Raw genomic sequence first — 12,340 nt, 5'->3', positions numbered from 1 at the left:
CGGCCGATCAGGGTTTCAGCGCGACCGAAACCGGCGCATTGCGATCAACCGAAATGGTCCCATCGCGTTCGATCAGTTCCGCGATCTGGAGGACGCTGCGGCGTTTCCAGTCGGGATTGGTGCGCGCTTCATCCTCGCCATCCTGATGGACGAAATAGAGGATATAGGCCCTCTCGCCCGCGACGATGATGTCGGGATGCTGGCCCTTGGCGCGATCGGTGGGATGGATGCCGGGGACGCCAAGAATATAGTCCTCCTGCCGCGTCCATGTTTCCGCATCGTCGGACCGCATGATCAGCAGCCCCTTCCAGGCGTCGGAGATCAGCCACCAGCGCCCCTTCCAGCGGAATGCCTTGGGGCCTTCCCCCGGCGTGTCGGTCAGGCGTTTGCCCACCGTCCAGTGGACCAAGTCTTTGCTGTCCGCCGTGCGGATCGCCTTATTCTCGCGCTCGTCGTTGAAGAAGAGGCGATAGCCCCCGTCCGGCAGCGTTATGACGCTGGCATCAATCACCCGGTCGGAGCCAAGATCGAGCCGCTCGCCACAGGTCCATGTCGCAAGGTCGGGACTGGTCAAATGGACGATGAAGCGTGGCGCGTTCCAGTCGCGAAAGACCCCCGGCACAACGGTCAGCCACATATGCCATTGTCCGTCGAGAAACTGGACTTCGGGTGCCCAGAGCGTCTCGCCAGTGCAGTTTTGGGGGATGGCGGCCGTCCCGCTGTAACGCCAGTGCGCGCCATCCTTCGATCGGGCAGTGCCGATAGCGGTGCCATGAATCCAGCGGACATCCTTGGCATCCTCCGTTGGCAGGTTCGCGCGGCGATTGGTGTAGAACATCACCCATTCGCCGCTGGCCCGGTCATAGACGGTGGAGGCATCCGCAGCGCCATCATGGATGGGGTCGCGATAGAGCGGCTTGGGCGCGATCGGTGCGCTGGCGGCCGCGAGCAGAAGCAGCGCAGTGATCATCGAAACAGGCGCAGATCGAACGCAGCCGCCATCGCCGCAAATCCAGCATCATTGGGGTGCAGCGCGTCGCCCACATCATAGGGCTTTGCCATCCGCGCCGGATCGGCGGGGTCGGCGATCGCCTTGGCGAGATCGACCATGCCATCGGCTTCGTCGGTCGTGCGGATCCACTCATTGACGGCGACGCGGACGGCCTCGCCCTCTTCGCTCCAATAGCCAGCACCCTTATAGGGCAGGATGGTGGCGAGGATGACCTTGACCCCATTACCCCGCGCCCGTGCGATCATCTGGCGATAGGCACCGATCAGGTCATCGGCGCTCGGCAAAGGGCGTTTCTGCGCCGTCGCCGCGCCGATATCGTTGACCCCTTCCAATATCACCACATGGCTGACGCCCGGCACCGCCAGCACATCGCCATCGAAGCGCGCGAGCGCATTATAGCCCTCGCCTTCGGACAAGAGGCGGTTTGCGCTGATCCCGGCATTGGCGATCGCGACATTCCTCCGCCCCGCCTGCTGGAACCGTTCGGCCAGCAGGTCAGGCCAGCGCCGGTTGCTGTCATTCGTCGCACGCACGCCGTCAGTGATCGAGTCGCCGAGCGTGACGATAGTAGGCGCAGGCCGGTCGGTTTCTACTTCCACGGCGGACAGGACGAGCCGCGGCCCGATGGTCGTCGCCCCGGTCAGGTTGATCGCGGCGGTCTGGTCGCCCGGCGCGATCCAGTTGGTGGCGGCAGCATAGGCATGGACGGTGGGCGCGGCTGCGCCCTGGGGCAGATGGATGCTGATCGTCAGCCGGGTAAGCGGCTTGACCGGCAGGTCGATCGGATCGCTCAGCAACGGCGCGCGCGGGGAAAGCGTGGCCCCCTGCACGCGGTTGAACGCGACGACGCGGTCTGTGCCGGGCAGGATTGCGCCATCCTCACCGGCGAGTGCGACATGGACCGCGCCGATCGTCAGCGGCGCAACCGCCATTTCGTTGGACAGGCGCAGGCGGATGCGCGCGCCGCCACTGGACAGGCGAACGACCTGCCGCACCGTGCGGTCGGTCAGGTCCGGGCGCTTGTCGGCCGGAGCGGTCCAGACGAGTGGCGCGGCCATCCAGCTACGCGACCAGTGCTGGGCCGCAGCGGGCGAGGCTGAAAGGGCAAGGGCGGCAAGAAACAGGACGGGGCGCATGATCGATCCTTTGTCAGCGGGCGACCGGGTTTCTGCCCCATAGCTGGTCATAGCGCCAGCCCGACAGATCCTCGACGATCCGGCCCGCCTCCGGGCTGGTCGGGGCCTGTGCGCCGCCGCGTAGATGCTCGATCTCGGCCATCAGCACATCATGCGTGGCGGGGCTGAGGCGGAAGCGGGTCGACACCAATATGCCAAAGCCCAGCATCCCCACCGTGCCGATGCCCAGCAGCAGGGCGATCGTCAGGATGGCGTCATAGCTTTGCACCGGCGCGCCGGAAACGAAGCCGCCTGCCTGCATGATGAACCCTACACCAGCGACAGCCGCGGCCTGCGTCGCCTTGCGCACGAAGGTCATGACGCCAGCAAAACTGCCTTCACGGCGTTGTCCGGTGACGATCTCGTCCACGTCCGCCATATAATTATAGGTTGCCCAGGGGATATAGTTGAGCGCGCCGCGGCCAAGGCCCGCCAGGATGATCGGCAGCCAGATCATCGGGCTGCTCGCCGGAATGTCCAGCACCCACAGACCGATGAGCGTCAGCGCACCCGCCGCGAAACTGGCGGCCGCAATCTGATAGGCGCGCGACGGCGACGCCCGCAGCGCCAGGTTGATCGCAATAATGACCGCCACGAACTGGACGATATACATGGTGCCGAGCAGCCCCGATGCGATCGCCATCGACCCCGTCAGCGCAAAGATGACGAAGAAAGTGAAGGCCGCGTTGAAAATATCCTGACTGATATAGCCACCCAGATACATGCCCAGATGCAGCCGGAAAGCCCGAATACGCATGGTGGAAAAAAGATTGCGATACAGCGCCTTGAACGCCTGCCCCATGCCAGCCGTCGGCGCGGCCGGCGCCAGCGGCACCCCGCCCGGCATATGCCGTTCCCAGCTGAACAGATAAAGCAGCCCAGCCGTCAGCATGAAGAGCGCGGCGAAAATGATGCCCATGTAAAAAAACGTGTCGGCACTGTCGCGGCCCAGCGTCGTGATCAGCCACAGCGGCAGGAAGCCCGCCAAAATGGCCGACGCCTGCCCGAACAGGATGCGCGCGCCCGCGAACTTCGCCTTGGTCTTATAGTCGCTCGACATTTCGGCGGCCAACGTCTCGAACGGAATGATCTCCATCGCATAGACAAGTTCGAACAGCACATAGCTGACGAGATAATACCAGAAGGTCTGGCCCGGCAGCCACATCAGCGCGAAGCTGGGCAATAGCGGGATCGCGGCGAGGATGAAGAAGCGCCGACGCCCGAAACGCTGGCCAAGCCGGGTGCTGCCGAAATGGTCGGAAATATAGCCGATCATCGGCGAGGCAACGGCGTCGAGGATGCGCGCGACCGCGAAAATCGTCGCCGCCTGTCCCGCCGACAGCCCGCAAAATTGGGTGTAGAAGATCAATACCCAGCCAGAAATGACCGCCATCGACCCGGCACCAAGTACGTCGTTGGAACCATAAGCGAGATAATTGCGCAGGCGGACGGGGCGGGTTTCTGGGAGCACTGCTTGTCTATCCTCAGCCTTGGATCGTGCCACGATAGTCATGCGGGCACATGGTTTAATACCATATAGTGAATGTCTATCACGCTATTTGAAATCAATGCAAGCGGCCCGTTGTGTTAACCGGCTCGAAGCGGATCGCCTCGATCAACACGCCCGGATCGGCGGACTGCAAGGTGACGCGATGCGTGCCCGCTGGCAAATCTACCGGCACGGCAAGCGCAATCCGGTTATCGAGAACAGCTTGCGCCCAATCCCTATCCCCGGTCTGGCGTGGAACTGCTAGGCGGTGCGCGACACCATCTATCGCGATGGTCAGGCGCAGCGGATCGCTATCCCGGTCGGCATAGGTCGGCAGGATATCGACGACGGCGCGCCATTGCCCGGCGGGGAGTGTGATGGTCGCGGTGACGCTGCTTCCAGCGCCGGTAGCGGCCAAGATGGCGCCGTGCCGTCCCAGACCGTCGCCCAGCCGCCATCCTTTGGTGACAGCGAATTGCCGTGGCGCCAGCACGGGATCTATGTGCAGAGGCGCGATCGTCGGCACCGATGCAGGGGCCGATAAAGCGTCGGGCGCTGGCAAGATCGGCGGAGTCAGGCGATAGCTGCGCCATTGGCCATCAGCAGGTTCCACCGCCATCATGCCACGCCATTTGCCGTCGGCAATCTCCCGATTATAATGGTGCGTAAGTGCGCGCAGAGTCGCATCGGCGGCATGGGCGATCGTGCCGCGTCGGACCGCTTCAGCCAGGTCGCTGTCCCGCAGCCGGTCATGCGCTTCGGCCGCGAAGAAGCGGCGGTTGGCCGCGGCGGATGCCGCGACCGGATAGGCCAGCAGTTCGAACAGGGCGTCCTGCCGATCGCCGGGGACATGCGGTTCCAGCGCGGTGACCGCCTGTTCCATGGCGGCGAAGTCGGCGAGCCGGGCATCGGCCTGCGCAATCGACAGCGGACTTTGCCGCGCCTTTTCACCGGGCAAATGCCATTGGAGATGTTCAGGCCGACGGTCGAAATTCAGACGGTGATAAACGCGCAGGATATCAGCGATCGGCCGGGCCTGCGCCGCGTCGATATTCTCCGCCGCCCAGCCCTCGACGAAGCTGTCGATCGGCTGGGCGCGCGTGGCCTCCATGTCCCAGGCCAGGCTCAGGAAATAGTCCGTCGCCAGTTCGGCGGGCTTGAGGTCACCCACATTAGCAACCCACATCTGCCGCGCACCCCGGTCGAAAGCCCTGCCCATTTCCTCGCGGATCAAAGCGGGCGGCGTGGTGGACAGCCAGAGATAGGAGAGCGGCGCGCCAAGATAGGAAAGATGATAATAAATACCCGAACCACCCGACCGCGCGCGCTCCGCCTGGTCCGGAAAATGACGGATATAGCCAAAATTATCGTCGGGCCACATCAGCGTGACATCATCGGGCACCTTGAGCCCCGCGCGGTAAATGTCGAGCACCTCCTTATAGGGGGTAAATACCTGCGGCGCATCGGCTATGCCTGCACGATCCAACATGCCGCGCTGGTCGGTGATGATGCGCTCCAGCGTGGCGCGGCGATCCGCGATGGTGGACGGGCCAACCATGCCGCTGTCATGAATGCCGCGCATACCGAGCGTCCATATGCTTTCATAACGCGCATTAGTCGCAACACGATCGGCCCAGTAACGTTGCACGCCGGGCGCGTTCTTCACATAGTCGAAATCGTCCGGCGGCGCGGTCCATTCGCCGACATTGTTGCGCAACATCGGTTCGGCATGGCTCGATCCCATCACGATAGCGTAGCGGTCGGCCAGTGCTGCATTCGCGGGATCGGCGTTAAACGGCTGCGTCACCTTGTGCATGGCGGGCCAGAGCAGATTGGCTTTCAGCCGCAGCATTAGCTCGAAGACCTTGGCGTAGGTCTTGGGGCCGAGCGGTTTTTCCTGTAGCGCATGGGTCGCGGCAGCCCAGGGGACTAGCCCCCAATCCTCGTCATTGAAGAAGATACCGCGATATTTGACCGAAGGCGGGCCAAAGCGCCGCAACCCCTTGGCGACATGGAGGCTGGCCTGCTGCCGGGGGGTGACATCAGCCCACCAGTGCCAAGGCGAAACGCCGATCGCACGCGACAGTTCATAGGCACCATAAGCTGTCCCGCGCCGATCCGACCCGATAATCACCAGCGCGCGCGCAACGCCGGCGCGCGGCTTGTCGACGCTGGCGATCAGGAAACTTTCCCAGGCACCCTTCAACGTGCCGATGGCGATGCGGCGGTCAGCGATCAACCGGTCGATCGCGGCATTCTTGCCCAACGTGCCGATCCAGATTTGCGTGTCGCCGCCCGGTGTTGCCCGTGTGACGGTGGCAAGGTCGCGGCGCAGGTCGGCCGCGGCGATGGCGACGACAGCATGATCGGCAGGATCGATGACGACCGGCGCGACGCGCCCCTGTGCCGCCAGCGTGAGATCGCCGGGGCGGGCGTTTTCGCGTATCCAATGTTGCGCCGTCGCCATCGGCGCGACACCGATCAGCGCAATCAGGAGCAAAATACGCGCGATCATCGCAGCATATGAAATACCGCCAGCGTCGCAACGCTGGCGGTATCCCTTGGCGGACATTGGCGGTTGATCGGTCCTTCCATTTCCCGCTCTCCCGCCGCTGCCCGCTTTGTCAGATATAGCTGCGCAGAAACTCGCCCAGTGCGCAGATCGCGAGGCTCTGGCCATAGGGCATGGAGGTCAGCGCAATATCCTTGTAGAATTGCTGGGTGTCGCCCATCGCGGTGCCAAAGCTCACCTGCTGCAACTCGCCCGCCGCGTCGATATTGGCCAGCACGCCGCGCACCGCCTTGATGCCGACAGCCTCATAGTGGCGCGGCAAGTAACCCTTCCGCACCGCCTTAAGGATGCCATAGGCGAACCCTGCCGTGGCCGACGCTTCCAGATAGCTTGTCGGATCGACGATCAGCGTGTGCCACAGGCCCGTATCGGCGTCCTGCGTCTGCGCCAATGTCTTAACCTGCGCGGCCAGCGTGTCGATCAGGAAGGTCCGGAACGCATCGCCCTGCGGCAGATCCAGAATCTCGATGATTTCAGGGATGGCGATCGTCACCCAGCAATTGCCGCGCGCCCACAATGCTTCGGCAAAATTATGACGACCGTTGAAATCCCACCCATGGAACCACAGGCCCGTCTTGGTATCGAACAGATATTTGATGTGGATGAGGAACTGGCGCTTGGCTTCCTCGACGTAATGGGCGCGGTTCAGCAGCAGGCCGATCTTGGCCAGCGGCAGCACCGACATCATCAGCGTGTCGTCCCACATTTCGCCCGGATTTTCGTCATTATAGACGATATGCTGAAACCCGCCCTCTTCGGTCTTGGGCAGGCCATCGGGCGCCATCAACCATTCTGCCCAAGTGTCGAGATAGGGGATGTAGCGCGGGTCCGGCTCATGCTCATACAGGTACGCGAGCGTGATGAAGGGTGCCATCGTATTGATATTCTTGGTCGGCGTGCCTTCGGCAAAGCGATCCTCGAACCATTGTTTGATGATGCCCAACGCCTTTTGGTCGCCGGTCTGCTCATAATAACGCCACATGCCGAACAGGCCGATGCCATGGGTCCATTCCCACCCGGCCCAACCCTTGGTGTCGATGATGCGGCCATCGTCCAGATGCAGAAGGAACTCGCCCGTCTCGTCCTTGATATTGACGAGATTGTCCATCAGCCGGTCGATGGCGTCGACCACTTGGGCGCGCGGGACATCATGATTGAGTGCGGCCACTTATTCTTACTCCTTAAGGTCTGAAGGTGCGTTTGGCGCGGTAACCATCTGCACTGGCAGACCGCCTTTCACGGAATGAAGGGTGACGAGGCGCACGGCTTCGAGCGCATCGCCGGGCTGTCCGTCGGATGTGACGGCCAGCGCGACACGGTTCTTGCCCCGGTGGTTCAATATGCCTTCGGGAATGGGGAAAGTGCGTTGCGGCCCGACATGGGCGATGAACTGCCCCATGTTCCAGCCATTGACGAACATCAGCACGCGATAGCGGACCGGCGAACGCGGCTTGGCCGCGTCACCGAAGCTCAGCGCGATGGTCGCGTCTTGCCCCTTGGGCACGGCGAGGTCGAAGCTGGTGCGATACCAGCTGGTTCCCGCTTCTGCCTGCGTGGCAGGGACGGTTGCCTTCGCCCAGCGTTTGTCATCGAAGCCTGGCAGATGCCATCCCATGCGCTCACCATAGAGGCCGCCATTATTGGCCGGACCGCGTACAGGATCGGCCAGCATCTCGCCGCCCCGCTTGCCCTGAATCTTCCAGGCGATCGGCACGGTAAAGCTGCGCCCGCTGGGGCCACCTTCCAGCGATGCCGAGATCAGCCCGCGCGCTTCCTTGTGGAAATCGTCGCTGTCCAGATCCCAATTATGGCCATTGTTGCGGACCATGATGGACAGGATATGCTCGCCGCTCTGCGCACTGGCGGGCAAGGCAAAGCGCGCCGTGCCGGTGGTGATCGGTCGCGGCAGACCGCCCGGCGTTTCCGCCTCGCCGATAAATTGCCCGTCGATCCACGCCTGGACGAGGCCAGAACCGCCCGCGCCATAATAGAGCGACAGCGCCTTGGCATCGGGCGTGCCGGTGAAGCGACCGCGATACCAGACATCGCCATCATGGAAGCCATAGGCGTCCATGCCCATATTCGGCTGCCCATCGGGTCGCGCGGTAATGCTGGCCGATGAGCGATTGTCGATCGCCTGCCAATTGCTATCGTCGAAGGCCGGGTCCGCTTCCGGCGAACCCTTGGCCATGCGCCAGTCGGTCAGCGCGGGCAGTGCAACGGCGGCAGGACCGGCAAGCGGCTGCGTGGCCGCAAGGCTACCAGCAGGCGTAGCGCGGGTGGCGATCTTTCCGCCGTTCCACGTCACGCTACGGATCGCGCCCGGTGCCCAGATTTCGAGCGGGCTTTGCGTCGCGGTATCACCGGTCAGGGCCAGCGTGCCGTCCTTCACCGTCGCATGGCGCACCAGTTCCGGGCCACGGATCAGCATGTCGCCCTGCCGCCAATAGCGGACGGCCTCTGCCTCGTCGCCCAGGATCACCGTCAGCGGCGGCCGCCCGCCCCCCTCGACCCGCACGATCGCGCGCCCCCGATGACTGTAGCTGAGGTTCAAATCGCCCTTCGCCGTGTCGAAGCGGCTGGTGGCCTCCCCCTCGATCACCGTCACTGTCGGCGCGGCGCTATAGCGCAGCACGGTTTCGCCCGGCTCTCCGGCCCGGCCATAGAGCAGCATCAGGTCGCCCTTATCCTGCCGCTGCGCTGATTGCAGTTCCGAGGTGGAGTAAACCAGTCGTTGCCCGCCCAGCGTCACGCCCGCCACCAGCCATTTGGCATCAAAGCCGTTGAGGCGCATCGGCACGGTGTAACGCCCATCGGGCAGGTCGGCGGTGAAGGTGAAGCTGTCGTTCGTCTGCCCGTTGGACGGCTTGTGCGTCACCATCAGGAAACGGGCGTCGGTTTCCGGGCTTTTATTATGATAAATCTGGATATTGGGTGATGTGATCTCGACCGGCCCGGCCGGGGTCATGCCCGCCAGATCGGGGACGGACGCGATCAGGCCGCCCAGTTGCTTCATCTCCTGCGCCTTTTCGCGCAGCGCACGGGGTTCGGAAATCGCCGCACCATAATCATAGCTGGTGAACACCACCGGACCAGGCAGCCAGCCCCAGCTGGTGCCGCCATAGGTCATGTAAAAGCTCTGGATACCAATGCCGTTGGCCAGGTTCGTGCCATAGAAGACTCGCTGGAACCGCTTGCCGCGCTGGATCGCGTTGCAGTCGTATCCGCCGTTCGACCCCCAATAATCGAACCATCCGCCACCGAACTCAGCCGCAAATCCCGGCGTATCGGGCGATGCCGACGCGCCGCCCTTTGCCCCGCCGGTGCCATAATAGCCCCAATCAGGTGCAGCGACATCGCGGGTCGGCTGGCCCGCAACGGTGCAGGTGCCGCCGGGATAGCCATCGAACGCATACATGTCGTTGGGACCAGTGACGACCTTGTCGACTGTCGAGGATTCCGGCGTCCAATAGCCATTGCGGCCCTGGTCATTGTGGAAAATCGGCACGGTGATGCCGTCGGCGCGCGCCTTGGTATAGAGGTGATCCATATAGCGCCGCTGCGCAGGCGTCGTCAGCGCCAGTTCGTTTTCGATCTGGTGCAGGATGACGCCGCCCTTGCGCCGCTTGTCCGCATTGATCTGGTGCCGCGCGATGATCGGGTTGATCTGGTCCAGCCATTCATCGACCGCTTTGAGATAATCCGGATCGTCGGTGCGCGCACGCGCGCGCTGGTTGACCAGCCAGCCAGGAAAACCGCCGCGCGACAGTTCCGCATTCACATAAGGACCGGCGCGCGTGATAACGTAGAGACCTTCCTCTTCCGCCATCGTGAGCAGCCGGTCGAGGTCGCGGATGCCGGTAAAGTCGTACACGCCCTGTTTGGGGCTGTGATAGCCCCAGTCGAAATAGAGGGCGACGGTGTTGAACCCACTCGCCTTCATCTTCTGCAATATGTCGCGCCACAGGTCGGGCGAGGGCAGGCGGAAGGGGTGAAATTCCCCGCCCCAGATGATCTTGCGCTCGCCATCGATCATCAGCGAGCGCGCATCATAGGAGACGCGGCCGAAGCTCTTGACCGGGGCGGACAGGTTGGCGGTCGGCTTGGCAACCTGCGCCATCGCAGGGATCGCCAGGGCCGAGCCCAGCAGCAGGACGGCAATGAAGGAGCGCATCGGTCGGATCAATCCATGTGGAACAGCAGGGGGAGCGGCCATTCCTTGGGTCGGTTGTCCGGCTCGACCTCCATCAGCGGCGCCATATAGGCCCACCATTTCTGCATCACCGGATGATCGGGCAGCGTCTCGCGCTGATTCTCCGCCGCCAGCGTCAGCACCGCGAACAGGCTGAGTGTATCTTCATCCAGAAAGATGGAATAATCGGAAATACCCGACTGGCGCAGCACGTCGGCGAGTTCGGGCCATATTTCGTCATGGCGGCGACGATATTCGTCCACGACGCCGGGCTTCAACTGCATCTTGAAGGCGTGGATCGACATCTCGGCTCTTCCCCTATAAACCACATTATGGAACATGTGACCTATATTTGGTAACATTGTCCCAATTGTTCGTCAACGCCACAGTGGCGTGTTTCGCACCGTCAGATGCCGCACATCGTCGAACAGCAAGGGCGGACGTTGATCGGGCGTGCGCGTTTCCGCCGTGAACCGCTCGATCGTCAGCCGCTCCGCATGGCGCGCCCACAGTGCCCAAGCGGGCAGAACGCCAAACATGCTGGGTTCGGGATAGGCATCGGCCAGTTCGGCGGGCTGGCGAGCAGCATCCTCCGCCGTCCCGCCACCATCATATTCCAGATGGACGTCGCGCAACATCACGTCGCGGATCGGATGGCCGGGCAGACCTGCGATCGCGGCCGGGAAGCGATGATCGATCCCGCGCGCATCGACCTCGCTTATCTCGACATGGCGGATCACGCCGATCCCCGTCCCCTCCGGCCCGCGCCGTCGATCGCCAAGGCGCAGGAAGATGGGCGCGGTGGTCACGTCCCGCATGGTCAGCCGACGCGCAACGATATGCTCCATCACCCCGCCATCGACCGTCTCCAGCGCCAGCCCCCGACAACGGGTGAAGCGGCAATCCTCGATACGGATATTGCGATAACCGCCATTGCTCTCGGTCCCCAGTTTGATCCGGCCGGTGACGCGATCCTGATCGGGCGCGATCTGCTGGCGGGTCGTCCGGGTGCCATTGATCAGCGATCCCATATCATAGCCCGACACGTCGCAATCGCGGATCACTATGTCCTGCGCCGCGATCGCCCGGCCCAGCGCATGGCTGCTCTTGATCACGATCGCATCGTCATTGGGCGAATTGACGCGGCAGCGTTCCACCACCACGTCGCGCACGCAATCCAGGTCGATGCCGTCGCGGTCGGTATCTATCGCCAGCCCGTCGATGCGCAGCTTTTGCGTCCCCGTGGCCAATATGGCGAAATGGCCGCCCTTGTGAATGGTGAAACCCGACAGGCGAATGTCGCGGCCATTTTTGAACGCGATCGCCTTGTTCCCGTTGCCAGCCATGGCGGCGGCGGCCGGTTCCAGGTCGGCAATCTGCGCCTGCGTCATCGCCCGCATCGACAGCGGTCGCTCGCCCGCCTGTCGCTTCCAGCGCGCGCCGGGACCATCGCGGGTCAGGCCAGCGCCATCGATCATGCCGGGGCCAAGGATAGCGACCTCCCACACATCATCGCCCCAAATCAGGCTGTTGTGCCAATGGCTATGGCCAAAATCCTGATACAGCTGGTCGATTCCCTCTTCGGGCAGGTCATAGCGCCCGCCATGGCGCGCCGGATCGGCCGCTTCGATCACCGCGCCTTCGGCCAACAGCAACGTGACGCGACTCCGCAGCCGGATCGAGAAGCAGAGATAGCGCCCGCGCGTCAGGAGGACGGTGCCGCCGCCGTTGCACGATGCCGCCTCGATCGCCGCGTTGATCGCATCGCTGTCGATCGCGATGCCGTCGCCGCGCGCACCATGGTCCCGCACGTCGAAGCGCCGCGCGGCATGGGCGGGGAAGGGCAGGGCCGCCAGAGGGAGACTGGCCAGCCCCAGCGCCAGATCGCGGCGAGTCATGT

General features: G+C 63.4%; 8 protein-coding genes. All 8 read right to left on the bottom strand.

Going from position 1 to position 12,340, the window contains the following annotated elements; translation table 11 throughout:
- Positions 1-7 precede the first annotated feature (7 nt).
- Positions 8-970, bottom strand: coding sequence for a glycoside hydrolase family protein (locus tag J2W40_RS05455; RefSeq protein WP_310222468.1), 963 nt, complete (start codon positions 968-970; stop codon positions 8-10).
- Positions 967-2,148 carry an SGNH/GDSL hydrolase family protein gene (locus tag J2W40_RS05450; protein ID WP_310222466.1) on the bottom strand — a complete coding sequence of 394 codons (1,182 nt, stop codon included), beginning with the start codon at positions 2,146-2,148 and terminating at the stop codon, positions 967-969. The genes J2W40_RS05455 and J2W40_RS05450 overlap by 4 nt, the downstream gene beginning before the upstream one ends.
- A gap of 13 nt (positions 2,149-2,161) precedes the next feature.
- Positions 2,162-3,700 carry an MFS transporter gene (locus J2W40_RS05445; RefSeq protein WP_409050338.1) on the bottom strand — a complete coding sequence of 513 codons (1,539 nt, stop codon included), beginning with the start codon at positions 3,698-3,700 and terminating at the stop codon, positions 2,162-2,164.
- 52 nt (positions 3,701-3,752) lie between these two features.
- A complete protein-coding gene (locus tag J2W40_RS05440) occupies positions 3,753-6,248 on the bottom strand; it encodes a glycosyl hydrolase 115 family protein (RefSeq protein WP_310222462.1) in 2,496 nt (831 codons plus the stop codon).
- A gap of 52 nt (positions 6,249-6,300) precedes the next feature.
- Positions 6,301-7,416 (bottom strand): beta-galactosidase BglB, encoded by a 1,116-nt coding sequence (bglB, locus tag J2W40_RS05435; RefSeq protein WP_310222460.1) that lies wholly within the window; start codon positions 7,414-7,416, stop codon positions 6,301-6,303.
- Positions 7,417-7,422: 6 nt separating this feature from the next.
- Entirely contained in the window at positions 7,423-10,422 is a 3,000-nt protein-coding gene (locus J2W40_RS05430; protein WP_310222458.1) for a glycoside hydrolase family 35 protein, read from the bottom strand.
- 8 nt (positions 10,423-10,430) lie between these two features.
- On the bottom strand, positions 10,431-10,745 hold the full coding sequence (locus tag J2W40_RS05425; protein WP_310222456.1) for an L-rhamnose mutarotase: 315 nt from the start codon (positions 10,743-10,745) through the stop codon (positions 10,431-10,433).
- Between the two features lie 72 nt (positions 10,746-10,817).
- The gene (locus J2W40_RS05420) at positions 10,818-12,338 is read right to left on the bottom strand and encodes a rhamnogalacturonidase (protein WP_310222453.1); all 1,521 of its coding nucleotides are present in this window, start codon (positions 12,336-12,338) and stop codon (positions 10,818-10,820) included.
- Positions 12,339-12,340: the final 2 nt, after the last annotated feature.

It is taken from the genome of Sphingobium xenophagum (assembly GCF_031457465.1).
GTDB classification, from domain to species: Bacteria; Pseudomonadota; Alphaproteobacteria; order Sphingomonadales; family Sphingomonadaceae; genus Sphingobium; species Sphingobium xenophagum_A.
This window is presented reverse-complemented; position numbering and strand designations above follow the sequence as displayed.

What these genes read in the sequence shown, in the direction of transcription:
- J2W40_RS05455 (WP_310222468.1), bottom strand. Translation starts at nt 970, where the DNA reads ATGATCACTGCGCTGCTTCTGCTCGCGGCCGCCAGCGCACCGATCGCG.
- J2W40_RS05450 (WP_310222466.1), bottom strand. Translation starts at nt 2,148, where the DNA reads ATGCGCCCCGTCCTGTTTCTTGCCGCCCTTGCCCTTTCAGCCTCGCCC.
- J2W40_RS05445 (WP_409050338.1), bottom strand. Translation starts at nt 3,700, where the DNA reads ATGACTATCGTGGCACGATCCAAGGCTGAGGATAGACAAGCAGTGCTC.
- J2W40_RS05440 (WP_310222462.1), bottom strand. Translation starts at nt 6,248, where the DNA reads ATGTCCGCCAAGGGATACCGCCAGCGTTGCGACGCTGGCGGTATTTCA.
- J2W40_RS05430 (WP_310222458.1), bottom strand. Translation starts at nt 10,422, where the DNA reads ATGCGCTCCTTCATTGCCGTCCTGCTGCTGGGCTCGGCCCTGGCGATC.
- J2W40_RS05425 (WP_310222456.1), bottom strand. Translation starts at nt 10,745, where the DNA reads ATGTCGATCCACGCCTTCAAGATGCAGTTGAAGCCCGGCGTCGTGGAC.
- J2W40_RS05420 (WP_310222453.1), bottom strand. Translation starts at nt 12,338, where the DNA reads ATGACTCGCCGCGATCTGGCGCTGGGGCTGGCCAGTCTCCCTCTGGCG.